The sequence below is a fragment of the Paenibacillus sp. Y280 genome (genome assembly GCF_056786335.1).
Map to the genome: position 1 here is coordinate 38348 of NZ_JBXCIW010000027.1, position 26175 is coordinate 64522.

The window sequence follows — 26175 nt, forward strand, 5'->3', positions numbered from 1 at the left end:
AATAGGAGAAGCCCTGACGATCAATCGTCAGGGCTTCTTCCATGAATACTCTGCTATTTTAAATTGTTGTTCTTTACGATATCATTGTTTTTAACCAGCAGCTTTGACGTGTACAGCGTGTTGTTCTCAATCGTATACGCCGGCGCTCCAGTCCCAGCATACAGCGTCGCAATGCCGATCGCAGCCATATTCGTAGTAATTGTATTGCCACTTATTGCTGCTTTAAGGACATCATGCCGCTCATTGCGCTTCCAGAGATCGTTGATTCGTATAATCTCCGTCTTATCGGACGTTATTTTATTTGCTGTAATCGTATTATTTTCCAATAGCACGTTTTGGGCCGCTTGAATACTTATCGCCTGCGTATTGCCAAGCAGCTCGAAATTCGAATTTTTGATCGTAAGATCAAGCTTTGGATGCTCGCCGAGCAAGAATGTGCTTAGGTTCGACGGTGATTTAAAAGAGCATTTGTCAAATACATATTTGCTGCCGAGCGAAATGCTGATCGAGCCGTATTTTCCGGTTCCTTCAGCGCCTTCGAAAACACAATTGTTATACGTACCGGGAGGCAGCGACAAGCCATAGGTCGTGTTATAGCCGATTACCTTCAGATTATCAAAAATCGAGCCTTCTGCAGCTCCGCCTGACAATACCCGAAGCTTGCCTTGACCGTTAATGGTAATATCCTTGAGATGGACCGGCTTCCCCCATACGGATAAGCCTGAATCACTCTTATTGTTGTTATTTATCGTTATATTGGATGCGCTGACGCCAAAAGCGACTTTCGCGCTAATAGCGAACATCGAATCCGTTAACGTTAGTCCGTCTATTTTAATATTAGGCCCGTCAAATGTCGTATAGGAGTCATTCATCTTGTTGTCGATAAACGTCGCGTCATGAGCAGCAATGATCCGCGAGCCGTCAAAGTGGTTGTTTTTGACAAGCGCTCCTTTAAAGGGATCGGATATCGCCAGACCAATCGCGCCTTTTGACGCAAGGTGATTGTCCTCTACAATAGCGTCGGTTCCGTCATAGAGAATGACATCGTAAGAAGCGTTATTGTAAAATTTATTGCTCTTAATCGTAATGTTGCTGTTGCGATGCCCATTTTCGCCAAAGCCGCCCTCAAGATCAATGCCTGCCTGAGGCATCGTACCCTTTATATCATGCAGCGAATTATTTGTAATCAGCACCTGATTCGCTCCGCCAACCGTTATGCCCTGTCTTCGGTTAAAAGCAAATTCCGAATTTTGAACAACCACGTTGCTTGTAACCTTTCGGTGCCAAAATTCCACATAAGCGGCTTTCTTGGTCGCCTGATCGAAGACAAGATGGAACTTGGCAGCTCCTTCCGGAATTTGAATAATATCTCTTGCCTTCACATTAGCCTTCTTCGTAATAAATGAACCGTTCGCACTATAGAAGAAGATATCAAATGCCCTGGGCAGCTTAATGTTATTGGATAATTCAAATGAATTTTCCGTTTTGAAAATAGTATGCGAGAAGTTTAGAGGCTCCTTCGTTCTAATCTTCTTTGGATTAGAAATATTTTTTCCCTTGTCATCAAATTCGCCGTTAACAAACTGCCCTTCGTACAAATCCTTTATCATCGCTCCATATCCGCCGAGAGCTAGGCCGTCACCTGTAAAATTAATCGCTTTGACACCATCAATCGTCACATTCGTTGCGCCTTGCGTAATAATGCCATACCCGCTTTCATGTGTCCCCGCGCTGTACTTATGGTCTTTTTTGGAAAAATCATGCGTATCTTTATCCCCGACATACGTTCCGCCCCTCAGCGTTACATTTTGGACCAGATAACCCAAATACATAAGCTGGTAGCTCTCTTTGCCGTTTGTTTCCTTCTTGATTACGGCATCCATAGGCAGATCGAATATCATATTGCTAACCATATTGATGCGGCTGTTTTTATCGATCAAATATTTTCCGGGCGGGAGCGAGGTTGTCGTTTTCCCATTTTGCGCTGCCCATTGCAGCGCGTTATTAATACCCTTGGTCGTCTCAATCGGATGGGTTCCGTCCTTATGTATGCCAAACTTTGCAAGCTCAATCAAATAGTACTCTTTTGAATCTGATGCAGCAGCAGCCGCTTGAATGCTGTCCTTAGACAGCAGCGATATCTGCATGCCAAGCAGAAATACCAACGCTAGCTTTAAAATATTCACTTTGACCTCCTCGTTTTTGTCGAAATAATCAGATGCCGAGAAAGATTGAATTTCCGCCCTTTCACCAATTAAATATACCATTCTATTTATTCTTTATAAAGAACAAATAATGAAAATATGTTCGCTGTAAAGGAATTGGTTCCCAGCTCCTACACATTTCTATAAAAAAAATCGGAACAAGAGAGCAACTCGCTCACTCGTTCCGCTTTATGCAATTAAGCCGCAGGCAGTTGAAGCAGCTTATCGGCTACTACAGCGGCCATCTCTCTCGTCACCGCTGCTTTCGGAACAAATCTCCCGTCCGCGCCTTGCATCAGTCCGTTTGAATAAACGGCACTGACATAAGCCTTTGCGCCTTCATGTATGGCATTCGCATCCTGGAAGGGCAATGGCTCTGTGCCGCCTTTGAGCTTGAACGCTTTGGCGATCATGATCGCCATGTCCTGCCTGGATACAGCCTGATTCGGCTTAAACGTATCGACCGAAATTCCTTGGATGAAGCCTAGCTCCTTCGCACGCATAATCGCTCCGTAATGCCAGGCGCCCGGCAAAACATCCTTGAACACTGTAGAAGCATCATTGGAAGGTGCTTCATCCAGCAGATTAATGAGCAGCGTTGCGAATTCTGCTCTTGTCATCTGCTTTTTGGGATCAAAGCGAAGCTCTGAGCCGCTAACCCCTACCATCATTTTTGCATCGAATACCCGGTACACCGCATCATAGGCCCAAGCTGAAATATGGCTGTTATCGACAAAGCTTTGCTTCACGCCAGAAACGGCTGTGTCAGCGGATATGTTGAATAGGGAGGGCTTCTGCTTCATGAATCGGTCGTAAGAGACCAGAGCCATCAACGCTTGCTCTGTAGCGATTTCATTGGCAGGCTGACCGACCATATGCGCAAAGCCGCCATCTGCTTGACGGAAGCTGAGCAAATTCGTGAGCAGGTTTCCGTTCTTTTTCACAAAGCTGGCATCCATCGGGCTTATGCCTGCGGAAGCCAGTGCAATCATAACTTGCGAGACGCTCTCGCTGTTTGATTCGCCATATGCTGTGTAGCCTCCGTCTTCCTGCTGCTGGGCTGACAGCCATTTTACGGATTTGTCGATTGCGTTCTTCACGCTTGCTTGCGCCTTATAGGAGGAAAGTGCAGTAATCGCCATAGCTGTAATATCCAAATTGTCCTCGCCTTTTTCTGAAAGCGGAAATGCACCGCTGGTGTTTTGCTGTTTGATGAGCCAATCAACTAGCTTCACACGCGGCCATAACGCATTTGCCGGAACCTCATAGCAGCCGCTATCCAAAGCGATCAATGCAAATATCGGTCCATTTGTCCCCTGACTCGTCATTCTCGCATGATTATAAATGCTTTGAATGAGATTGTAGCCAGCGAAGGCTGCAGCATCCTGACCGGCTGCTCGAATAGCAAGAGCGAATCGTTCATAATCGGTTACCTTTCGGAACTCGCCATTATTCTCTTTCAAATAAGCGGTCAATTGGCTCAAATAGCTTGCCGGCACCTGATTATCGGAGCGATATAAAGCGACCGCTTCCCAATCGCTGATTGTGCCGTTCTTCATCATTTGCTCGGCGGCTGCCTTTATTTCGCTGCTGACGTCTAAGTCCTCCGCTGCAGCCGCATGCTGCATCGGCAATAGAGCCGAGCAAATAACGGAAACAACTAATGCGCTGCAGAGCAATTGTTTGAACCATCTATACGAAACGGATTTAGCCTTCATTCCTTAAAAACACATCCTTTTCAAGAAAACAGCTGTCCCACAGCTAATGATTAGCCTATGAGACAGCTTATTGTCCAATTATGCTTTCAATTCATGCAGTCGAATAATCGCAACGGCAGCCATTTCTCTTGTTACAAGAGCTTGTGGATTAAATGACCCGTTATCGCCCGTCATCAGACCTTTCTGATAAGCAGCATTCACATAAGGAACGGCCCACGCCGATACGGCATCACGATCTTTGATTGCAGCCTGCGGCGCACTGGAATCAGCCAAGCCCTTCAGCCTTACGATGACCGCAGCCATTTCCTGCCTTGTAATCGGCTCGTTAGGTGCAAACGCTGTGTCTGTCACGCCTGACATCAACCCTTTTTCTTTTGCAGCCGCTACATAACCGTAGTACCAATTTTGCTTGCCGACATCCGTAAATCCGGAATCAGCGAGCAGCGGCTCAGCTCCTGAATATTTGACCATTAGAGCAGCAAATTCAGCACGAGTCAGCTGACGCTTAGGCTCGAATGTCGGATTTGCTGTACTCGTTCCTTGCATAAAGCCAAGAGCAGTTGCTTTTGTAACCGCATCAAGCGCCCAGCTTGAAACTTTTGCTTCATCTGTATATTTCGGAGCAGTAGATGGTTCCGGCTTCTCGCCAGGCTTCTCGCCTGGTTTCTGGCCGCCTGTTTCATTTGGATCGATAGGTGCCCCAATATCTTTGCCGAGATCCTTTGTATACTGCCAGCGAACAACGTCACCATTTTTGAGCGTATAATTACCTGCGCTCACTTTAGGGAAAGTTCCGTTAACGGAATACATCCAGCCGCTGCCGCTTCCATAAGCATTATCCATTTCCTTAAGTCCGCCAATGCCCTTCACATAAATGCTGGCTCCTGAACCCGAATAATCGAGCTTCAAGCTTTTATCGTCCAGCGCACGTTTCAGAACGGTAAAAGCAGTATCGCCTGCCTGAATCGTTACGGCTGCAGGAGCAATAAAGTCTCCTTCATTTATCGATCGCTTCTCAACGGATAACGTTACCTTATCGGCAACAGGCGCAGGACCGCTGCCGCCAGGCAATGGCAATGATGTTGAAGTTGTTTTGAAAGCCAAAAATTCAGTGAAATGCTTCGTTTGAATGACCAAATCGCCATTTTGGTTATAAGCATACACCTCATCCGTATGGACGGATGAATCCGAATATTTCTTGATAGGCGTGAATACGCCTGCTTGATCTATGAAGCCAGCTTCCTTGTCGCCTTGTCCTTTAATGGTAATCGCAACATGCTGGTTAAATTGAATTTTTTCGGGACCGCCAGCTTTGATCCGAACGGCGATGGACTCTACTTTCTTATTGCCAGCTGACAAAGCCGCATCCAGCTTGTTAGTCAAGCCGGATTCAGCTGTGCTTAAATTTTTCGGAAGCTCAAGCGCTTTGTCCCAAGTCGACGTTGTTACTTCCGTAGAGGCTGGAATCTCAAGCACGGTGTTTCCGCGTGTTGCTGTTACTTTTGGCAATGCTGTCGTTTCAAAGTTAAGGGTTACATTGTTAGTGACTTGACCCTCGCCCGCTGATCCAACGACTACCTCTGTTTCGTTCTTATTGATGGCAATTGCTTGATCCGTTGTCTCACTAACAATGCGCGGTACAGCAACCGTGATTGATTCACTATCGTTGCCGCCGACAAGCGCTGCTCCAAGCGCTTTAATCGCTATAGTGCCGCCTTTTGCCGTTCCTGTAAACGAAATCGTTGTTTGGTTTCCTTCTCCATTAAGTGAGTTAACCGCAAGCTCTGTATGGCCTGTGTCAATCGTCCAATTGCTGCTAGTTGCTGCCTTACTGGTGAACTTATCTCCAACAAGCTTCACGACAATGGATGGATTCAAAGCACCACTTGCAATCTTTGATTCTGTCGAGATTGCCGGGTATGTGCTGTAATAGAAACGAACCTTATCATTTTCTTTAAGCTCATATGCGCCTGCGCCCACTTGCGGCGACTTCCCGTTCACTTCATACATCCAGCCATCCCAGCCGCCAAGGCTGCCGGCTGCTAGCCCGTCAATTGTTGACACATAAGGCCCGAAGCTGCTATTTACAATTTTGTAGCTAATCTTCGGATTGGCTTGATCAAGTCCTTGCTTTAGCGCATCTAATGCAGTTGCAGGCTTATTGGTGCTCTTAACCCTTACTGCATGTTCACCATAGACAGACCCGGTTAGGCCATCTACTTGAAGCATAGCGGTGACATACACAGGTACGGGAACAGCAACGGAAATTGAATTACTTTCCGCTTGACCAATTAATGCTCCTGCTAATGCTTTGATCGTGATAGGCTCGTCCGTAGCTTTTCCTGTCAAATTGAGCTTAATCTTCTGATTGCTTTCTTTCACAATCGAACCGATTGATAGACCTGATTTCTCGGTATTGATTGACCAGTTGCCGGCTGCTACAGCGCCTTTGCTGAACTCATCCCCAACGAGTGTTATATCTACATTTGGATTTGATGAACTGTCGTCAAACACTGTTGGAGACGAAATATCAGGGTAACGGCTATAATAGAACCGAACCTCATCATTCGCTTTGAGCTTATAGGTACTCGCTCCTACAGTTGCCTCGACGCCGTTTACTTCATACATCCAGCCATCCCAGCCGCCCAGGGAGCCGGCTTCTTCTCCTGCAATCCCTTTCACATAAGGACCGTAGCTGCTGTTTACAATATCGTATGCAATGGAAGGATTCGCAGTATCCAGAGCATGCTTAAGAGCATCTAACGCCGTTGGATTTTTTATTTGTGTAACGGTTACCGGCTGCTTGGTATAAATATCCCCCGATTTGCCGTCAACCTGTACGTTGACCTGAACGTTAACCTGAACGGGCAGTTTGATTTCATCGCCAAAGCGATGCCATACGGCTTTCTGATTTTTAATATCGATTAGCGCAATAAGGCCTTGTTCCGTTGCCATAGAATCGCCATTCGTTTCGTTAGCTTTCCATTTAAATGATCCATCCTCAAGCTGAAGCAAGGAATATGTATCAAGAACGGTTTTGCCGTTGGCAGCCCAAGTATCAGACAATACATCCTCGCTAATTGCAGTCAATCCCGATACGGCAGCGGACATGCTGTTCGAATTGTCGCCGAACATTATATTTTCTTGGTTTAGCTGCTTCGTTTTTAGATAGGCTTTTATTTTTACAATCGCCTGCTGAACAGCGCTATCGCTCTGGTAATTTCCGAGCGCAAGCAGCCCCATCCCCGTCATATCTGGCTCAGACGTGTTGCCGAAGAAAGCAAAGCCGCCATCTGACAGCTGCTTGCTAAGCAAATAGTCTACTGCCTTCTTCTTTGCTGCCGAATCCCAAGTTCCTACGTTGCTGCCGAGCTTCGCACCTGTGTCGAGCGCATGAATCGCCCACATATGCTTGTTCAGCGTACCTGCAAATGCACCCGTGCCTGAATTTTGCTGTGCTGCCAGCTCCGCATACAAATTACGATCCGTTTGCCATGCGTGAGCAGGGTCTTCTCCCATCGCGAGCAAGGAATAAATATATCGGATATGCTCGGTTCCGCCAGCATTAGGCTCCAATGCCTCGTCGCCTTTCGGCTCTAAAGTCTTCCAGCTAGGAAGCTTCCAACTGCCGTCATCAAGGTCTTGTCCTGCACCCCATAACGCAACGATTTGCCACCATGATTCTAAAGTCTGACTTTGTTTTTTATAAAGGTTAACCGTTTTGTCGATCATTCCATTTAATGAAGAATTCGCGGAATGATCTGCCGCATGACTGGCCTGCGGTGCAAATAAAGTAAATACTAATAGAAAACTAATAATGGCGGGCAAGCTTTTTTTCATGAAGTTTTTAAAAGATAGCAATGTATTCTCTCCCTCTCGTTCCTTTTTTGACAACAAAAAAACATCTTTCCGCTTTCTGGAAAGATGTTTGGGCTGTTACATTCGGAGCATGGCACAGAGATTCCCCTATTGCCGCAGCACGAATAACATCTCCCTCCCATCCTCGTGAGAAAATATAGAGCGCTTATATGGCAGGTCTCCTGGCTTCGCTTCATAGCTTCAGCTATCTCCTTCCCGTCCCATTCGAACAGTGGATTAATGATAGTCAGCTCTGCGATACAGTGGCGGGACCGCGTCGGACTTTGACCGAACTTCCCTATTAAGCTGCAATAAAATTGCAGCACCATACTAGCTAATCTATGAAATTGTAAGGTGTTGACTTGTGAATTGTATCAAATTCCTGTGAATATGACAAAGGTTCTATTTGTTTTTTTATAAGCCGTGCCCTTTGTCGCTGTTCGTTCCGATTATTCGGAATTACAGCATATTTAGAAACCCTGTACTTTCAATGGTCGCATCGACTTGAAGCTCCAGCTTAAGCTTGGGATAATATTGCGTTCGCCAATTTTTCAGCTTTGCCCTTGGTATTTTATTTCTGAAATATTGGCCTGTCCCCAAAATATCCGCTCCGCTCGCTTGAATCTTGGCAAACATCAGATCAAATCGTTTTTCCAACATGCCTTCAAGCTCATTCTTGATCATCTCACTCGTAGGCTTTCCTTTCGTCTCCAAAAAAACGACCTTTAATTTAATTTTGCTTTTCAAAATCGGCACATCGTTGCTCATCAAGCTTTTGTTCGTTATCGAATTGCTGGTGATTAGCACGCTTGCATGATTGCTGACTTCAATTGTCCCCTGCGTGCTTTCGCTATTGAAGGCGTTGAACAACAACGTCTCATCCATGCTGATCTGCGCAACCATTTTCCCATTTTTGATTACCGCTGAGCCAACATGCTGCACGACGGTGTTTGTCCCCGACCGAATGATCGGAACCGTTACATCACGCGTGTAGGAATGAATGCTTCTATATATCTCCCACACCCGAGTCAGCGCAATTTGTGGATTCCACCCAGCATTTCTCTCGAAAAAGTCATAGAGCGCCATCCCTTGAGGATCTATATTTTTCGTCACATTTGCAAAAAAATGCCCCATGTCTTCATCGCAAATCGCGATAAGCGACTTGGATGATACGTCACGCTCTCTCATAAAATCAGCGATTATGTCATCCATGCCCTCCTGGGCGTATATCTTATCTAACAGAATAACCTTCACGTGAAGCAAATCTACATGCTCCTCCAGATTCGCACTGATTTTATCCACGGCATGATTAATCGTTTTCCCTGATTCGAATACAATTTTAATTTTTGTCGTATTCCCGTTTGGTACAGGAATTTGTAAATAGAAACAGTATTCGTCGTTTTTTTTCTTTACTCCCATTACAATCGGCAATGCCCTGTGGTTGATATCTCGATTATCCCAGCATCCGCTTAGGGAGAGAGCAAGGCTGATGGCGATTAACGTTTTAAACACTCTCATCTTTATACATCCTTTTGGAACGAAGCCCTATAAATAAAATGGAAAAAGGAATCGCGAACAATACAAAAAATCGGAACACCACATTCCACAGCCTAACCGCCTGAAGGGTATCCCAATTAGAAACCAGCATGCTGCAACTATAAATGACCGCAGCTACTGCGATAACAAAATAGTTTAATTTCACTTTCGGCATGGCTCGATTTAAAATACAACTGACTTCCCACAGCAGCAAGGAGATAGTCAGCATCGTGAATGTAATTAGGCTCAGCAGCAAAAATATCGTCACTCTGTCAAACATCAACCAATTGATATGGATGGTACTGACAAGCATAACGAAGGGAAATTTAAAGGTAGAGGCGGTAGACTGTCCGAAGGTTAGAAGGGGCAGGTAGACAGACAGAAACATAAAAGGAACGAGCGCCACCAAGGTAATCATTACTTTTTTTCGGCTAAAGGAAAAATACGGCTGCACGAAACCAAGAAACAGAAAGCCTGCGGCAAATGCAGAAAAGCTGTAAAGATAAGCCTGCTTCGTAATAAATGAAAAATCGATATGAAATAACGGAAACAAGTAATGATAATCCACATTCTGAAACGATATAAAAATTGTGAATAGGATCAAAGGAAGAAATAAAAGGGCAAGCACAATTCCCGTTCGAAATATGGCATTCACCCCATTTAAGGTGATATAGGTAGAGATGACAATAAGGAGCCCAGCAATCGCCCACATAGGCGTATTCGCCAGAAAAACGAGGATAATGATATTAGCAAAAGCGCGTATAGTGATGATATTAACAAAGATCAAATAAAGGACAAGCGGCAATAAAAAAAGGGTGGCTGCCCACTTGCCGACGCCTAAGTAAATACTGATAATATCCTGTTTTGGGAAGTAGCTGAGACCCTTCATATAAGCCCATACGAGAAGCATATTAATGGCAATCCCAAAAGTAATCGGAAACCAATGTCCCTCTGTTGTGCTTGCTATAATATCAAAGGGATAGAAAAAAAACATAAATCCCAGTTGAGTCAACACGTACATTAATATGACATGATAAGATTTATCCATTTTCCCATTCACCCTTCTTCATACTAATATTCAGATATGAAATGCCAAACGTAGTAAGACTGGCTAGATACGCGCTTAGTAATACCAACCCGCCTAGTAATCCAAGAACGCCATATAAGGCACTCAAAATGACGATGACATATTTGAACAGTCGGATGGAAAGCGAATTTTGAAAGCCTACAACGGTAGAATTCGCTATCGTCGTAGCCGCAAGCACGATAATGAGCAGATTGCTTACCAATCTAGCCGTCACGACTGCCTGTCCCAAAATAATGCCTCCTACCATTGTGATCGTTGGACCAATACTCTTCGGAAGCCTTGTACTGGCCTCAATAATCAATTCCAATACGACCAGCATTAAAATAATTTCAACGATTGCCGGATAGGGCACGCCTTCGCGGCTCTGAGCAATATTAAGTGCAAGCTCTATTCGTAACACCTCAGGGTTCACCGCTACGATAGCGACATATATACCTGGCGCAAGCAGCGTTATCAATACGCCGATCACTCGCAATAGGCGGATTGCGATCGTTAATGGAATCGGATAATTCCGATCGTTCTCGAGAGAAAACATATCCCATAGCAGATTTGGGAGCACAAGCGCAAACGGCAGCCGATCAATAAATAGCACGACTCTTCCTTTTTTCAATGCGCTTGCTGCCTCTTGCGGCAATTCGGTCGTATTGAACTTAGGGATGGCGGACCATGAGGAAAAACCCATCGTTTTCGCCATGTTTTGCAAATTGTTGATTTCTCTATGCAGGTTCTTCTCAATTTGGCTCGTTACTTTGCTCACCAGCTCAGGATCAGCATTCAGGTTGTCATAAATAAGCGAAATCTTCTTCTGCTGATCGTTGCCTGCTAAATAAGATTTCACCTGAACATGCTTTGACATCATCTGTTTTCTGACCATTCCGATGTTTGTATCGATATCCTCAATGAACGAGCTAATCGGCCCTTGCAGCACGTTCTCATTCGTAGGCGATTCGATTGAACGATTCAGTACGATCGGGAACGGTTCTACTATGACGCATCTTTGTTCACTTTCGAAATAGATGATGAATTTGCCCCCGACGAATAAGGCGTAGGCTTCGCTGGCATCCATCTCTCTTATTTCGCCGAGCAATGACATAATATCCGCAACGGATTGGGGAGCAAGATCGGCGTTGTCCATATTTTTTCGAAGCGATATTTTTGTACTCACCAAATTAATTAGCGAAGTGAAACCCATCATAACGACGGGCACCCCGCAAACTTCGTCCGGTTGTATGAGGAAATCGTCATTTCCGCCAAGCTTCTCCTTCACTTCCTGCAAAAAAGAATCCATAGGCCGCTTCTCCTTATGTACAATTATTCCATCTTACGATTGTCCCCTCCCCGTAGCTTTATATACAACAAAAGGAGTGCCCTCTTAATAAGGACACTCCTTTTTCAGCTTATCGGTGAATGGCAAAAGGATAACCAGCATGACCTGCTATTCGCACGCTAACTTTCACTTTTCACACATGAATGACCTGCAATTCGCACGCTACAGTGTAGTATGTGCAATGTAATCTCCGATTTGGTTGCAGCATCTTTGCTACGCTGCAGTTTATGCAATAGAATCGCCTATTTCCTCCCCATTTGCCACTTTAAAGACTGATTCTGCTGCAATTCTGAAATGTAGCTTCTAAGTACGGGTTTCATGTCAGGTTTCTGTTGCAGTTTCTACTCTGTAGCGAGTTTCTCTTGAGGGGGCCGGGATAGAAAAAAGCACAGTCCACCAACCGAATGCAGACTTCCACCGTACGCACTAGCAAAAACAGCTCAGCATGGCCTCAACGACAACAAGCGTCATCTGCTGGCTCGCGTTCCATTTTATTCTGGTATTACAGGGAAATAGCAGTTGATCACAGTTGATCATATCGGCTGCTTTTTCCTAATCTTAATTGTGGTTATAGTTACCATTAGCGTAACAAAAACGAAGTCTATTTCTTTTTAAGATAAGCGAAGATCAAGATCCAAAGAATGCAACCTAGTAGAATTTGGACGCCACTTTCTTGCAAATGGATCCCGCTGCCACTAAGCCATACTCCAGTAAAGAAACCCAACATAAGACATATTATGATCTCAAGCAATTTTAATTTCATTCTATTCTCCTTATTAAAACAATTCTCCTACCTGTCCACTAATGAGGAAAGACAGCCTATCTTGGCTGCCTTTTCCAGATGATTATTACAGTATAGTTTCCCAATAGCATAACAAAATTCGTTACTGTTTTAGATTATTTTTTCCATAACAATATCGTAGTTCCTTGTTGAGAAGGAGAATACTCGTTTTTATTTATAAAATACTACAATTCAGTTCAAATATCCTTCCTGTTAAGGAGGTCAAGACTGAGGTTTATTCCAAGCCTCTTCATTCAGTTCGTTGTTAATGCCCACACCAGCCAATGAGCCCAAAGAAGCGGCTATAATGGCTTGATGAAGCTGCGATGCTGCATCACCGGCACTAAAGACGCCTGGAACGTTCGTTTTACCGAAATGATCGACGATGACAGTCCCTGTTTCCGTGATCTGGCAGCCTATTGCTTGCGGAAGGTTTGACCCGGCAATAAGCTTCGATCTAAAAAATAGGCCTGTGCATGAGATTCTTGTACCATCCTCTAGAACAACATGCTGCACCATGCCTTCGTTAGATTCGATAGAATGGATCGGTGAGTCGAATATAGGTACGTTATGTTGATGCAGTTCCTCACGTTGTTCGTCCGTCAATTCATCTGGTCCGTTAGTACAGATTGTAAAGCGATTCGTCCATCCAGAAATCATTTTGGCCAAGTGCAGCGCATCCGCTCCCTTGACAATTAAGACAAGCGGCTGCTCCCTTAGTTCCCAGCCATCACAATACGGGCATATAAAGGCGCTTTTACCATATGCATCTGCCAGCCCCTTAATATCTAACGGGAGGTCCTTCATTCCTACTGCAAAGAGCAGTTTTTTGCTTCGATAGCACTGTCCTTGTGCAGTCTTAATTTGAAAATCCCCATCGTTTCCGGTGATCGATACGGCTGTATCCGCCACAAAATAAATGGATGGATATGAACTAATCTCTTCCTTCGCAATTCTTCTAAATTCGCTTGGACTTATATGATCTCTGGTAAGAAAGCCATGCGTGTGGCGAGTAACCCCATTTCGTGGACGCCCTTCATCAATAACTACCACATTTTTTCTTGCCCTGCCTAACACAAGCGCAGCATTTAGACCTGCTGGTCCTCCTCCGATAATAGCACAATCGTGAGTCATTATCATTCTCCCTTTCGCTTTGCAATATTTTATTAGAGATATAATAGATTCATTATATCTTTAATAACGCTAAAAAAGGACGGATCATTACTCCGTCTTGAATAATTTCGCCACATCCGCTATCTTTTTGTTGTCCAAAAATTGCTCCATCTGACGTTCAGCGTCGATAACAACCTGTTGGATTAGACATTCGCTTCCGTGATTCAGGCTGCATTCGAACAACGAAGCAGTCCCTTCGATCGCACGGATGACATCGAGAAAGGATATATCCTCCTGCATCCGTCTGAGACGATATCCACCGTTAGCACCGGGCGCAGACTGAATCAATCCAGCCTTGACAAGCTTCGTCATCATTTTGGACAGATAGGTTTGCGAAACGCCCAGCTTCTCAGCAAGCAATTGTACGCCGACAGGCTTATCAGGTGCCGCTGTTACCAGATAGAGCATCGCATGAAGCGCATAGTCGGTCGCCTGAGAATATTTCATACAGCACCTCCATTAACGACTTTATGAATCCATAATAACTCTAATATATTTAAAAGGCAAGCCTAGATTCCTTACAATTACTCATTGCTCGGTATCTGAGCAGCCTTGTCATTGCATTATTCAGCACTTTGGTTTAATAAAATGAGCAGGCCAACCCGCTGATTATTAAAAAAACCAACCATCAATGAAGGTTGGCTAAAGGAAAGACAGACGCTTGCCAATTTGGCGGATGTGGTTGACGTCGGCCCAAAGGATAAAGTAATTGTAAAACGATTCCCCGATTTGGACAGGACGGGGATATCTCACGATGAGGGCGGCCTGTTTGTTCATCTCCGCTGGTTGGTCGGCCGATGGGAAAATGAAGCAAGCCTCCCGATTTTCTATCGTCATCATGACAATCCGAGGAGAAGAGCCGTAAGGCATCAATGGATGAAAAGCTTCGGAGCTGCATACATCGGCAATTCGGTCGCCCGCTGAAATCGCGGATACCTGAAAGAAACCACCTGGCCCCTCGTACCTCTCATCACTGACCTGGAGCCAGTTTGCGGGATACGGAAAGGATACACGGTAGACAAAGCTTGTGTAGATATTTTCCGAAACTCTTCTGACGTGAGGAGACCACTGCAGGGCGGTAATCCGACCGCCGCTGAGGACGTTCACCGACATCGGCTTCCTGGTATCGACAATCCAGAGCTGACTTGCGCTATCTACACCTGCGCATCCCGATAAATACGCGATATTTCTGCCGTCCGGCGACCAGTTGACAGGAGTGGCGAAACAGTCCGAAACCGCCAACGTCCTTTGATTTTGACCCGTACGGCTGTCGATTTGGATGAGAGTATAATAATTCGGCTCCTTATAGGCGGTTGCGCTGTAGGCTATGCTCCGAGAGTCCGGTGACCATGCCGGAAAATAGTTTTTGGAAAGCGGTCCGCCATCCAGCGTGTAGATGGTGCCGGTGGCCAGGTCCACCGTCGAAATGATGGAAATGCTGACACCGGGGAACGTATAAAGTGCGAAGGTGCCATCCGGGGAAAGGCGAACGTCATGGAGCGGTCCGTCCGTATTTTTCGTGATTTGTCTCCGTTCTGTGCCATCGGTCCGGATGCGGAAGAGCTGAGTGTTGCCGTTGGAGTCCGGAGCCGCGAACAGAAGCTCTTTACCTGAAGGAAACCACTGAACATCGCTGGCGCCCGGCTCCGGGAGGGCGTAGCTGTTATGCGAGAAAGTATCATAGATGACGATTCGCCCGTCTTGGACATACGCGAGAAACCGGCTGTCCGGGGACCAGTCCAGAAGCGTATGGGGTTCGATTTGGTCGATCCGGGCGACGGTGAGCGTAACGGTATCCAACAAGTGGACCACGTTGCCAATGCCGATGAAAGCGATTCTCCTGCTGTCCGGGGACCAATACGGAACAGAATATTCCGCACCAATCCCCTGTGTAAGTTGAAAATTAAGACCGTTATGAGGTCGGTACAGCCAGATGTCGAACGGCCCGCTGCGGTCCGACGTGTAGGCGATCCATCCTTGATCGAGATCATGAGGAACAGTTTGCATGGCCAACATCCTCTCCTGAAGCAACTTATACTTCAGATTATTCAGTAGGAGGAGATTAGGCGACAGTCCAGGACGGCTGTTTTAATGCCTCTTCTTTATTTTCACCTGTTTTATCCTCAGGAAAAATACAGAACATCGATCCAATCACGGTTCACATTGCACGTTATCACAACGAGGCTGCCGTTGCATGTTTCATATTCACTTCAAAATATAACGAACGCAATCTTTTCTTAACTATCAATCTTACTTAATACTCTAGTATCAACCTTCATCAGCGAGTTGTTCTGTAAGTTTTTTATTTTTTCTTCGTTTTCAGAATTCGTCTTGAAAAGCTGCCGGCATGAACGACAGCCTTTTCTCACATATCGGGCAGCATTGTCCGGATACTCATGTGTTACACGAGAAATTGATAATACTTTGAAGAGCTGGGGATGAGGGTGGCGAACGACTGAAACGAACGATATAACTCAGTGATTACGCGATGACCCATCCAATCATCTGGTAGCAGAGACGCCGGAAGCATGGGATCCCTAAGGCTAATCTCGCTGATAACTTCTCCGACATGCAAATAAAGGACAAACAACTCTAAAGGATCCATCATGCCCCTGATTTCCTTATTCAAAGCCGGAACGAATTCGTCTTGATACCATTGCCACTTCTCCTGATGCAGATGATGGATGCTGGCTAGAGGCCAAATGTCAGCTGCCCTCTCGGGGGTAATATCCCGAAACAAAATCGACGCTTCCGAGATAGTGACGTATTCATCCATGGAGGCCGCTTGAATCAATGACAAAAGCTGCTTTCTATAATCCCAAGGAGAGACATATACGCCTTTATATAGTTGACCGAAGCCAAGCTGCAGCAGTTGCAAACGGAATTGATCCCTTCTATGCCTCTCCGGCTCCGGTACTTCGAAGTGCACGAAATACCATTTACGGTTCCAGTCCACATCGTATTGCCGCGGTTTCCGGTTCACGAAGGATAAAAACTGCTCACCTTTGTCCATTATGGAATACAGGGAACGCTCTTCCGCTTGAATATACTTTTCTTTCTTCATTCGTGATAGAACGTTCCTGATCGACTGCTCCTTATAGCCGCGTTTCGTATAAATTTGTACTAACTCTTTAGCATGCATGCAACGCTTTTTTGACAGCAGGAAAAGTATCTGCTTCTCGATTGACAGCATTCGTTTTTTGATCCCCTTCCAGAAAAATTGCTATCCTCATATTACAGTAATTTGACAAAAAAAGAAACAAATAATATACTCGTATTGTCGTCAAGCGAATAATAAAAAGTATACGGAGGAAAAAAAATGAACCTTATTTTTCACGGACACTCTTGCATTCAGATCTCGGATGGTGAGCATTCGATCATCATCGATCCGTTCCTGAGCGGCAATCCCGTTGCCAAAGCGAAAGCCGAGGACATTCAAGTTCAATACGTTTTGCTTACACACGGACACACGGATCACACCGCTGATGCGGAAGCTATCGCCAGAGCTAACGATGCGACCATTGTCGCCACTTTTGAGCTCGCTACCTACTACTCTTGGAAGGGCCTAAAGACGATCGGAATGAACATCGGAGGAACTGTGGACTTGGGATTTGCCAGAGCAAAGCTTGTTCACGCATTCCACAGCTCTTCTATTATATCGGACGATTCTCAAAGCATCATCTATGCAGGCATGCCGGGCGGATTTGTCTTGGATTGGAACGGAGTTACGCTTTATCATGCCGGCGACACCTCCTTGTTCGGAGATATGAAAATGATCGGCGAGCTCCACGATATTGATTACGCGGTACTGCCGATCGGGGATTTTTACACAATGGGACCTAAGGATGCTCTGATTGCAGCAAAATGGCTGCAAGCAAAGAACGTGATCCCGGTTCATCACAGCACATTCCCAGGCATCGTGCAAGATACTGCAGCCTTCACCGCACAGTTGAAGGAGCAAGGAATCGAAGGCTTCGCTCTCCAGCCAGGAGAACAGCTTACACTTGTAAAATAAAGTGTGTCAACGCTATACATATCGACATTCTGACGTCACGTTTGAGTCGACGTTATTTTGAGCAAAGTACTGACTTCGGCGCCGCAAAGCGCCGTTTTTTTGTTGTAAAAGTGGATGTAGCGAAAGTAAAGGAGGTATGAGATATGAAGGTCCATAGAATCGATCATGTGGGTATAATCGTCAATGATCTTCCTGCCGCGAAAGCGTTTTTTCTTGACTTTGGCCTTGAAATGATGGGGGAAGGAGAAGTGGAAGGCGAGTGGGTGGAGCGGATAATAGGGCTTCGAGACGTTAAAGTGGAAGTTGTCATGTTACGAACGCCTGACGGTGAAGCGAATATAGAACTAGTAAAATTTCACACGCCATCAGATGAAAATGGCATACAGCACCCTTTGGCAAATACTCTGGGTATTCGGCATATTGCCTTTGCTGTTGAAGATATTGAAGCCCTTGTTACCAAATTGAAAAAGAAAGGCGCAGAACTTATTGGTGAAATACAAAACTACGAAAATGCTTATAAATTATGCTATGTTCGTGGGCCAGAAGGAATTATTTTGGAGCTGACTGAGAAAATCAAATAAATATTAAGATCGGTACTCCTCTCTATTTGCTCATATTTTCCTTTAGGCGCTTTATGTCCGCCTTGGGAGGAAAACCAAACATACGAGAATATTCACGACTGAACTGGGATGTACTTTCAAAACCAACCCGATATGCAACCTCGGAAGCATCCGCTGACTCCATTAATAATAGGTTGCGAGCTTCTTGCAAGCGAAGCTGTTTTTGAAACTGAAGAGGGCTCATGGCAGTGATTTCTTTAAAATGTCTATGAAACGAAGAGATGCTCATACTAGCGAGCTCAGCAAGCTCTTCAATCCTTAATGGCTGATCATAATGTTGAATGATTTGATCGATTGCCCCTCTGATACGATAGGCACTGCTTCCTTCCATCGCTATTTGTGCAAGGTTAGCGCCATACTGCCCTTGAAGGAGTCTATAAATGATCTCATTCTTAAGCATAGGAGCAAGAAACGGAATGTCTTCAGGATAATCGAGCAATTGAACTAAACGAATACAGCATCCATTATGGATAGCTCGATTTGACCGACAAACATGGCTCGTGAAGCATTATCCTTTGAATGGATATGAATGTCAGCGTCTTTCAAAATCTCTAAAATTTCGTTTTGGCTAAAATCTAGTTTCAATGGTGCTTAATCAGTTTTGTAAGGTTATCCTGCCGGTTTCTTATTTCTTCAAACATGCGCTCCCCGAGGGTTAGGCAATCATTTAAGAGAAATTAGATACCTGTTCTTTATTCGGCTAATGCATAATAAAGTCATTAGATTTATCAAACAGGGATCAGAGCTCTAAAGAATTAAAATTGGAGGATTAAGAACACTGTTCTCTTTCATGAATTTTGAACTTTCGATTTGCTGATTGAAAGGGTGTGTTTCAACCTGATTTACTGCAGGAACTACTTCAATAAGATCCAATCCTGGGCGCCTTTTGCTGAAGGCAAAAATAACTTATTCCAGAATGAGGTATTGATACCTATAGCTGAAAAGTATAATAAATCCGTTGCCCAGGTGGTTTTACGTTGGTTGACACTAAGAGACGTCGTTGTGATTCCAAAGTCTGTTCGTAAAGAAAGAATTATCGAAAACAACGATATCTTTGATTTTGAATTAAGCCAAGAGGATATGGAGTCGATTACTATGTTAGATACGAAAAAGAGCCTGTTCTTTTCACATAATGATCCTGAAATGGTGAAATGAATCAGTTCCCGTAAACTTGATATCTAACAATTACTATTTCGAAAGACCACTGGCAGGTTCTATTTACGCAAAGGAATCGGTTTGGCATCTCTATATCCTTATCCTTGGGCCTTACTCACAAAACGCCTCTTGCGTAAGCATCGTTCGGGAGTTTGACGTCTGGAATCGCGATCATACGCTAGCTTCTGCCATGAGGCATTCCGCCATCTGGTATTACCAAGCGCTAGCTCGGGATATTGGTCTTGTACGGATGCAGAGCAACCTCGGGCGGATCCAATATGGCAATCAAGACATCAGCGGCGGGATTGATAAGTTTTGGTTGGACAGCAGCCTAACCATCTCCGCACAAGAGCAGGCCCAATTCATGGAGAAGCTCGTAGAAGAATCTCTACCGTTCCAAGAGCAAACAATGAAAACAGTCAAACGAATCATGATCGATAACGAACAGGACGATTACACGATTCATGGGAAAACGGGTACGAGGTTGTCCGATCTAGGACTTGGCTGGTATGTGGGATATGTGGAGACGGATAAGGTTGCATGGGTATTTGCCACGAGTGTGGACGGCAGCGGCACCACCGCCAAAACCATTACTTTCGAATGTCTGGAGCAATTAAACATTTTATGAGACTTTCGCGGCACCTATTTCGCCTTTATGGATGCGCCGGATCTTGTTGCCCTTGACCTGCAGACGTTCTTCCGTCGCTTCAGATAAGAGTTCATAATGGAAGAATCCAGGCATGATCGCAACAAAAAAAAGCGGAATCCAGAGTACTTACAACTGGATTCCGCTTTCATTACATTTTTAATTTCAATCCTTGTCTTCTGTTCTGCTCTTATGATTGAGGCGGCCATACAATTGTCCAGCGGCGGTCGATAAATCCACTCACATAGTAGAACGTTCCTCCAGCCGTAAGATTTTGAATGGTCTTCTCACCCTTCTTGTTGATGTAGAATGATACCCCATTGCGTTCGACGAATGCCAGACCTTCCGAGAAAGGCTGTGCAATAGTTAACTGAGGAGCCAGTATGTATTTACCCGTCTTGTCGATGTATCCGTATTTGCCGTTCAGCATCACAGCAGCCGCTCCATCGGAGAATGGATACACATAGTCGAATCGAGGAGAGATGACGAACTTGCCGGAAGGATCGATAAATCCGTATTTTCCACCTACTGTCAGGCTGACAGCTGCCAACTCTTCGGAGAAATCGGAAGTTTTGCTAAAACGATAGGGTATGACCAGCTCGCCCTTCGTATTGATATAACCGGAGGCTTTCCCCTCATTGACTCGCGCCAAGCCTTCGGAAAAATGATAAGCTGTATTGTAGATCGGCTGAATGACAACCTTCCCTTGAATGTCAATATATCCGAACCTTGTTACAGTGGTGCTGTCGGCTGCCTGAACCTTTGCCATATACAACGCTAACCCATCATAAAGAACTCGACAGTTCCTCTGCGTACACACGAGCTGCTGCTCTCCCATGAAGCTGAAGTAAATCTGCTTCTTGACAACGCGGTCTTCCTCTTGGACCGAACCTCTAGGCTGAAAAGAATATCCGAGGCTATCGTAGATCGGCTCGATCACTTTCTCGCCTTTACTATTAATGAATCCGTATTTGCCCTTGTCCTCGATAGGATACAGATTAACATTCTCCTGCATCACCTCAACAGCCGCCTCTGCGGCTATCGCTACCTTCACCTAGCCTTGCCCAAACCCGGCAAGTCCGTACACCATTACCGCCAATCCGGCGATTGCAGCGATCTTTTTTAAGCAACAGGCTCACGCTCCCTCACTAGTTGAATCCTTTGAAATACTTGATCCACATCGGATGATTCAAAAAAAAAATACAGGCAGGTTTGTTAATCTAGCAACCCTATGATTTTCATAATTTTTGTACTTCAAGACTTTCAGAATCTATACAAAAGACCTGCACTTCCAGTGCTTCCATAAGCTCCTTCAGGTATCTTCTTTCGCCATTATGAAGTTCTTCCATTTCCCTATGCTGCAAAGAATCATTAACAATCAATATTGCTTTTTTAATACTCTTAACTGTTCCAAATTCACTTGGATAGCTTTTCAAAAACGTTGACTTTGACAGAATCTGATAATAAGTTGCTATTTCAAGAACACATCTCAACATGGTTTCCTTGTTTTCTTTAATTTTTAATTCGATCAGAAAAATTCGATCTTCTATAGCAGAGATTAAATCAATCTTGCCTAATCCTTTATCAGCATTACTATTTTTTAGGGGGATTTGATAATCCAGAATCATTCCAATATGGTTAAATACTTTTCCGCTTTTACTCAAATTATATAATCTGATTGCAAATCTTTCTTCTTTTCTATTGGAATCTTGTTCATTATGACGCGTAGTAATAACCCCATTATGAGTTGCTACGCGATACCCTTTCTTTCTTTCCACCTCATTTATGCTTATTAACCGATTCTTTGCATCTATTTTCAACAACTCTTTGGCAATTACTTCTGAATACAATTCATCGGTATCTCTCGTTTTACCAGTGTAATTAATGATTCTACATTTATATAGCTGATCCATCTTATTAACATGAACTCCGACCTCATTAATAATCTCAGACATATTGTAAATGCTCTCTCCTCCTCTTTACTGCATAGCTAGTTTAGCCGTACCCTTCCACTTTTAAATCCAGATGTTAAGAGTATAATTTAATCCCAATATTTTTCCAACCATTCCCTGAACTAAACTTCCACTTTCATTCCGAAGTTTAAGCCAAACAAAAAAAGCCCTGCCCAATAGCAGTACTAATGAGTAAGGGCTTCTCGTTAAAACAAACGTAAAATCGGCTCGTAAACGCCATACAGCAGGAGATAAAAGGCTGCGCCCAGCGCGGAGCCAATATACGCTCCATTCAACCGAATGCGCTGCAGATCGGTCTCGACCTTGCTCTCAATGAAGTACACCAGCTTCTGCTCCGTAAAGCTATCCAGCGTTTTGCGCACGATGACACCTATAATCGCATGCTCCGTATCGATCATTTTATAAACGAATTTTTGGGCGTATTGCTCCAGCCAGCCCTTCGTTTCCTCATTTGCCTTGAACCAGTCCCAATAAGACTTAATGAACTGATTGATCAAATCCTTTATATCGGTTTGATTAACGGAATGCTTCGCTAGCACAACTAGCTCCATGCCCTGATCCTTCATTAGGAGCTGTCTCACGTTGCCAAGCAAGGCTTCAATCGATGGCAGGAAGGAAATCTTCTCGATGACCTCGACTCTCCACTCGTTTACAGCAGCGGATACGTCCTCGCGATTTTGCAAATGGTCAGCCAGCTGATATATCATGTCTTCAAGCAAAACACGAAGCTCATGCTGAGGATTTCGCAAGTCATCGATTAATCGCTGCAAATCGCCATATAACACATTTGCCGCATCGTCGAGGTTAAGCGCATTGGTAGATTCCGCGATTTCAACAGCCATTTTTTTGAGCCATTTGGAAAAAATGCTGCCTTGGTTAACGAATTTCTCCTTCTCCTTGCCAAGCAGCTCCCGAATAACGAGCTTCGTCTGCTCATCGGCAGCCTTCTCAGCTGCAAACTCTACCACATAATTGAGCCAGCTTTGAAAATTGCCCTGATCCATCACCCACTTCAGCGCCTTGCCAGCATAAGGTGACATATTAACGTTGCTTAAGCTTTTGCGAGCCTTCTCATCCAAAACGACAGATAAACCTTTTAGATCAAGCTTAGCAAGAAGCCCCGACACGAGCTTCCATCCCTGCTCCGCCATTATGCCGTCTTGACGGCGGTCCACCCACGCAATCGCGATCTCTACAAGCGAAATCTGGCTCACTTTTTCCTTCAACAGATCTTTGCTCAGCAATTGCTGCTCGACCATATTCGCGACGCCTTCAATCAGCTTATCCCGATTTCTCGGAATGATTGCGGTATGCGGAATCCACCTCCAGCCAAATGGATGGCGAAATAGAACCGTAACGGCAAACAAATCGGCTAATGCCCCAACAAGACCAGCTTCGGTCGTATAAAGCAGCATTCGGGTCCACCAATTGTCCGGAAACACATACAAGCAGCAGGCGGCAAGGACGAACAGGACGGCGAGCAAAATTAAGCTGCGATTTGCTTTTTTTCTCATTGCCATTACGCTTGCCCTCCAATCCAAAAGGTTGCTAGATGCAGCACCACGCCAATTATCGCTCCAACTCCCATGCCGTTAATCCGAATGTATTGCAAATCACGTCCCGCTTTCTCTTTAACAAGCTCGATTAGCTCCTCCTCGGAGAAGCTGTTCAGCTTATCGGTCACCATCTTGCCGATGTACGAATGCTTCTGCTCCATCCATTTGAGCACGGTGGTCTTCACGTATTGATCAATGCGAGTGAGCAGTTCCGTGTTGGCTTCCAAAGCGGCGATTCCTTCATGCAGCTTCTCCTTAATCCAAGGATAACGCGCAAGCTGCCCTTCCGCGTTCGCTGCTGCGGCACGGCGAATGGACTCCAGCCCTCGCTGTATATAAACATCAAGCTTGATCTCTTCCTTCACAGAGGAGAGCAGGGTTGCCTTGCCCGCTTCAATTCGGCCGCGCAGCTGCTCGTCTGTACGCAGCCTTGCAACAAATTGCGCTATAAAAGCTTTTAGCTTCTGGCGCTGCGGATGATCCTCGGAATGAAATTTCTCCAGAAACGACACCAGCCACTGCTGCAGCCTTCCGCTAATATTCGCTGATTCCAAGCCCGCCGTAGCATCAATCAGCTTCCTTCTGAATTGATCTCCTTCATAGGAGCGAATCGCTGAATCTACGATCTGGCTGATGACGGCTCCAAAAGGCGCCGATTTCACGATTTTGATCAGCTCAGGAATAATAAATTCGATTATACGGTCATCGTATCCATTTCGAATCGTCCAATCGCCGGCATCTGCCGCAATATCCGCTACTGGAATCGAATCGGCATGCTCGAACAGGAAGGTTTGCACCATTTTGGCCAGCTCCTGCAAATCGATTGTCGTAATAACATCATCTGCCACCTGCTGCAAAATATCGTTGATACCCTCTTCGCCGCCATGCTGCTTCAAATAAGTGACTAGTACGTCCGCGATGTTGTACTCGTCCAGCCTCTCTTTAATGTTCGGAATGGTCAGCAATTCGTTCTGCACCATCTTCACAAGCTCGCCAATTAAGCGCTCCCGGTTGCGGGAAATAATGTTGGTACCCATCCATGAAGGCCATTTGATGCGCAAAGGATTGCCGAACAAGGCGCTTACCGCAAAGGAATCAGCGAGTCCGCCGATCGTTGCAGCGCTAAAGAGAGAAAAGAAAAGTCCCCCCATAAACGTATCGTGAAATGGAAAAGCGGCAAATATTCCGACAGCGGAGAAGAGCAGCGCTAAGTCCGCTTTTTTCTTAATGCTTAATTTGTTCATAGACAAGCTCCATTCCTGATGATCGTTACCTGAGTAATTATCCCATATCTATGTGGTATGAAACAATGGAGCTTTCAAAACATCTATTTTAACCGATGAACACCATCATGATTTCGTGCTTCTAGATACTTGCCATATGCCTAAAAGATCAAAAATACAGATTATTCTCGCCAAACTAGAGTCTGTACGCAAACTGTACAATTCATAAAAAAGCAGTACAATTGAACCTATGAGACGAAGATACGAACATACTTGAAATGACGAGGGGTGTTCCTTGATGACAAATAGTAGACAGAATGCTAAGGTTGATGAATATTTAAGTAAGTCCAAAAAGTGGAAGGAAGAATATGAGAAGCTGAGAAGTATCGTTCTTGACTGTGAGCTTACCGAAGAGTTTAAGTGGATGCATCCTTGTTACACGTTTCAGAATAAAAACATCGTTTTAATACATGGATTTAAAGAATACTGTGCGCTTCTGTTTCACAAAGGCGCCTTGTTAAAGGATGACCATGGTATCCTAATTCAACAAACGGAGAATGTACAGGCGGCGCGCCAGATTCGGTTCACCAATGTTCAAGAAATAGTTGAAATGGAAACCATCTTGAAATCCTATATTTATGAAGCTATTGAAGTTGAAAAAGCCGGTTTGGAAGTGAATTTTAAAAAGAATACAGAATACATAATTCCTGAAGAGCTTCAAAATAAATTTGATGAAATCCCTGCCTTAAAAACTGCTTTTGAAGCATTGACGCCTGGACGGCAAAGAGCATACATTTTTTATTTTTCTGAACCCAAACAATCCAAAACTCGAGAGTCAAGGGTTGAAAAATGTATGCAGCAAATTCTGGGTGGAAAGGGATTGAATGATTAGGTCGTGTTTGCAAGCTTAAGGAAGCCAAACCATAATCGGAGCGTTAAAAAAGCTCGGAAGCTATTCCATAACCACAACAAAAAAAATAGGGCTGTCCCAAAAGTGTCCGCACGGAATGGGAACATCCCAATTCTGCTCGTTTACTTGTTCCTAACTTTGAAATTTTTTAACCAGCTAGTTTGAAATAAAAGGCTACCTCAAATCATTTCCGTTTTGTGGAATTAGCAGGAAAAGCTCCATCTATTTTCCTGATAAGAAGTCAGTTCGTTCATTTAGCTGGAAAAACTCCCGTTAAACCTGAATTACGAAAGCCCAATATAATAAGCACAGGCGGCTACACAATTAGGGAAAACTATCCATTTATAGGATGAGTATTTAGTGATAAGTTGTTTGACGGTGAAATGCAGCTAG

Annotated in this window: 17 protein-coding genes, 4 pseudogenes and 1 riboswitch; of the genes and pseudogenes, 5 read left to right on the plus strand and 16 right to left on the minus strand. The window is 44.7% G+C overall.

The window, feature by feature from the left end:
• Positions 1 to 53: 53 nt before the first annotated feature.
• The 10 genes from AC1TPC_RS23750 to AC1TPC_RS23795 all read right to left on the minus strand — a co-directional run bounded on the left by AC1TPC_RS23750 (position 54) and on the right by AC1TPC_RS23795 (position 16877).
• The gene (locus AC1TPC_RS23750; protein WP_482069234.1) at positions 54 to 2186 is read right to left on the minus strand and encodes a right-handed parallel beta-helix repeat-containing protein; all 2133 of its coding nucleotides are present in this window, start codon (positions 2184 to 2186) and stop codon (positions 54 to 56) included.
• A gap of 215 nt (positions 2187 to 2401) precedes the next feature.
• Positions 2402 to 3922: an S-layer homology domain-containing protein gene (locus AC1TPC_RS23755; protein WP_482069235.1), complete on the minus strand. Its 1521-nt coding sequence runs from the start codon at positions 3920 to 3922 to the stop codon at positions 2402 to 2404.
• Positions 3923 to 4000: 78 nt separating this feature from the next.
• Positions 4001 to 7783, minus strand: coding sequence for a DUF4430 domain-containing protein (locus tag AC1TPC_RS23760; protein ID WP_482069236.1), 3783 nt, complete (start codon positions 7781 to 7783; stop codon positions 4001 to 4003).
• Positions 7784 to 7935: 152 nt separating this feature from the next.
• Positions 7936 to 8125, minus strand: a riboswitch (cobalamin riboswitch).
• A 114-nt stretch (positions 8126 to 8239) separates the two neighbouring features.
• Complete coding sequence (locus tag AC1TPC_RS23765; RefSeq protein ID WP_482069237.1) at positions 8240 to 9298, minus strand: Ger(x)C family spore germination protein; 1059 nt, start codon at positions 9296 to 9298, stop codon at positions 8240 to 8242.
• Positions 9285 to 10364 carry a GerAB/ArcD/ProY family transporter gene (locus tag AC1TPC_RS23770; protein WP_482069238.1) on the minus strand — a complete coding sequence of 360 codons (1080 nt, stop codon included), beginning with the start codon at positions 10362 to 10364 and terminating at the stop codon, positions 9285 to 9287. The genes AC1TPC_RS23765 and AC1TPC_RS23770 overlap by 14 nt, the downstream gene beginning before the upstream one ends.
• Positions 10357 to 11691, minus strand: a complete 1335-nt coding sequence (locus AC1TPC_RS23775) for a spore germination protein (RefSeq protein WP_482069239.1) — start codon at positions 11689 to 11691, stop codon at positions 10357 to 10359. Before AC1TPC_RS23775 ends, AC1TPC_RS23770 begins: the two co-directional genes overlap by 8 nt.
• 1042 nt (positions 11692 to 12733) lie before the next feature.
• Complete coding sequence (locus tag AC1TPC_RS23780; protein ID WP_482069240.1) at positions 12734 to 13645, minus strand: NAD(P)/FAD-dependent oxidoreductase; 912 nt, start codon at positions 13643 to 13645, stop codon at positions 12734 to 12736.
• A gap of 87 nt (positions 13646 to 13732) precedes the next feature.
• Positions 13733 to 14131, minus strand: coding sequence for an RrF2 family transcriptional regulator (locus tag AC1TPC_RS23785; protein ID WP_482069241.1), 399 nt, complete (start codon positions 14129 to 14131; stop codon positions 13733 to 13735).
• Between the two features lie 195 nt (positions 14132 to 14326).
• Positions 14327 to 15700 (minus strand): WD40 repeat domain-containing protein, encoded by a 1374-nt coding sequence (locus AC1TPC_RS23790; RefSeq protein WP_482069242.1) that lies wholly within the window; start codon positions 15698 to 15700, stop codon positions 14327 to 14329.
• A gap of 385 nt (positions 15701 to 16085) precedes the next feature.
• Positions 16086 to 16877, minus strand: a complete 792-nt coding sequence (locus tag AC1TPC_RS23795; protein WP_482069243.1) for a PaaX family transcriptional regulator C-terminal domain-containing protein — start codon at positions 16875 to 16877, stop codon at positions 16086 to 16088.
• A 126-nt stretch (positions 16878 to 17003) separates the two neighbouring features.
• Between AC1TPC_RS23795 and AC1TPC_RS23800 the strand changes: the two genes are divergently transcribed.
• A complete protein-coding gene (locus tag AC1TPC_RS23800) occupies positions 17004 to 17699 on the plus strand; it encodes a metal-dependent hydrolase (RefSeq protein ID WP_482069244.1) in 696 nt (231 codons plus the stop codon).
• A 143-nt stretch (positions 17700 to 17842) separates the two neighbouring features.
• Positions 17843 to 18280, plus strand: coding sequence for a VOC family protein (locus tag AC1TPC_RS23805; RefSeq protein WP_482069245.1), 438 nt, complete (start codon positions 17843 to 17845; stop codon positions 18278 to 18280).
• Positions 18281 to 18302: 22 nt separating this feature from the next.
• Here AC1TPC_RS23805 and AC1TPC_RS23810 read toward each other — a convergent pair.
• Positions 18303 to 18904 (minus strand): annotated as a pseudogene (locus tag AC1TPC_RS23810) (AraC family transcriptional regulator); the annotation flags it as partial.
• Between the two features lie 189 nt (positions 18905 to 19093).
• Positions 19094 to 19192 (minus strand): annotated as a pseudogene (locus AC1TPC_RS23815) (aldo/keto reductase); the annotation flags it as partial.
• On the opposite strand from AC1TPC_RS23815, the pseudogene AC1TPC_RS23820 reads away from it, so the two are divergent.
• Together AC1TPC_RS23820 and AC1TPC_RS23825 are read left to right on the plus strand one after the other, a co-directional pair.
• Positions 19184 to 19474 (plus strand): annotated as a pseudogene (locus AC1TPC_RS23820) (aldo/keto reductase); the annotation flags it as partial. The pseudogenes AC1TPC_RS23815 and AC1TPC_RS23820 sit on opposite strands and share 9 nt — an antisense overlap.
• A 139-nt stretch (positions 19475 to 19613) precedes the next feature.
• A pseudogene (locus AC1TPC_RS23825) lies at positions 19614 to 20102 on the plus strand (penicillin-binding transpeptidase domain-containing protein); the annotation flags it as partial.
• Positions 20103 to 20310: 208 nt separating this feature from the next.
• On the opposite strand, the gene AC1TPC_RS23830 reads toward AC1TPC_RS23825, so the two are convergent.
• The 4 genes from AC1TPC_RS23830 to AC1TPC_RS23845 all read right to left on the minus strand — a co-directional run bounded on the left by AC1TPC_RS23830 (position 20311) and on the right by AC1TPC_RS23845 (position 24893).
• Positions 20311 to 21174, minus strand: coding sequence for a WG repeat-containing protein (locus tag AC1TPC_RS23830; RefSeq protein WP_482069246.1), 864 nt, complete (start codon positions 21172 to 21174; stop codon positions 20311 to 20313).
• A 184-nt stretch (positions 21175 to 21358) separates the two neighbouring features.
• On the minus strand, positions 21359 to 22075 hold the full coding sequence (locus AC1TPC_RS23835; protein WP_482069247.1) for a hypothetical protein: 717 nt from the start codon (positions 22073 to 22075) through the stop codon (positions 21359 to 21361).
• Between the two features lie 203 nt (positions 22076 to 22278).
• The gene (locus AC1TPC_RS23840; protein WP_482069248.1) at positions 22279 to 23613 is read right to left on the minus strand and encodes a DUF445 domain-containing protein; all 1335 of its coding nucleotides are present in this window, start codon (positions 23611 to 23613) and stop codon (positions 22279 to 22281) included.
• Complete coding sequence (locus tag AC1TPC_RS23845; protein ID WP_482069249.1) at positions 23613 to 24893, minus strand: DUF445 domain-containing protein; 1281 nt, start codon at positions 24891 to 24893, stop codon at positions 23613 to 23615. The genes AC1TPC_RS23840 and AC1TPC_RS23845 overlap by 1 nt, the downstream gene beginning before the upstream one ends.
• A 277-nt stretch (positions 24894 to 25170) precedes the next feature.
• Here AC1TPC_RS23845 and AC1TPC_RS23850 point away from each other — a divergent pair, with 277 nt between their 5' ends.
• Entirely contained in the window at positions 25171 to 25764 is a 594-nt protein-coding gene (locus AC1TPC_RS23850) for a YdeI/OmpD-associated family protein (RefSeq protein WP_482069250.1), read from the plus strand.
• Positions 25765 to 26175: the final 411 nt, after the last annotated feature.

Bases quoted from the DNA above. Each gene is read 5' to 3' on its own strand.
- AC1TPC_RS23755 (WP_482069235.1), bottom strand. From the start codon at position 3,922: ATGAAGGCTAAATCCGTTTCGTATAGATGGTTCAAACAATTGCTCTGC.
- AC1TPC_RS23765 (WP_482069237.1), bottom strand. From the start codon at position 9,298: ATGAGAGTGTTTAAAACGTTAATCGCCATCAGCCTTGCTCTCTCCCTA.
- AC1TPC_RS23770 (WP_482069238.1), bottom strand. From the start codon at position 10,364: ATGGATAAATCTTATCATGTCATATTAATGTACGTGTTGACTCAACTG.
- AC1TPC_RS23775 (WP_482069239.1), bottom strand. From the start codon at position 11,691: ATGGATTCTTTTTTGCAGGAAGTGAAGGAGAAGCTTGGCGGAAATGAC.
- AC1TPC_RS23780 (WP_482069240.1), bottom strand. From the start codon at position 13,645: ATGACTCACGATTGTGCTATTATCGGAGGAGGACCAGCAGGTCTAAAT.
- AC1TPC_RS23785 (WP_482069241.1), bottom strand. From the start codon at position 14,131: ATGAAATATTCTCAGGCGACCGACTATGCGCTTCATGCGATGCTCTAT.
- AC1TPC_RS23790 (WP_482069242.1), bottom strand. From the start codon at position 15,700: ATGTTGGCCATGCAAACTGTTCCTCATGATCTCGATCAAGGATGGATC.
- AC1TPC_RS23795 (WP_482069243.1), bottom strand. From the start codon at position 16,877: ATGCTGTCAATCGAGAAGCAGATACTTTTCCTGCTGTCAAAAAAGCGT.
- AC1TPC_RS23800 (WP_482069244.1), top strand. From the start codon at position 17,004: ATGAACCTTATTTTTCACGGACACTCTTGCATTCAGATCTCGGATGGT.
- AC1TPC_RS23805 (WP_482069245.1), top strand. From the start codon at position 17,843: ATGAAGGTCCATAGAATCGATCATGTGGGTATAATCGTCAATGATCTT.
- AC1TPC_RS23835 (WP_482069247.1), bottom strand. From the start codon at position 22,075: ATGTCTGAGATTATTAATGAGGTCGGAGTTCATGTTAATAAGATGGAT.
- AC1TPC_RS23840 (WP_482069248.1), bottom strand. From the start codon at position 23,613: ATGGCAATGAGAAAAAAAGCAAATCGCAGCTTAATTTTGCTCGCCGTC.
- AC1TPC_RS23845 (WP_482069249.1), bottom strand. From the start codon at position 24,893: ATGAACAAATTAAGCATTAAGAAAAAAGCGGACTTAGCGCTGCTCTTC.
- AC1TPC_RS23850 (WP_482069250.1), top strand. From the start codon at position 25,171: ATGACAAATAGTAGACAGAATGCTAAGGTTGATGAATATTTAAGTAAG.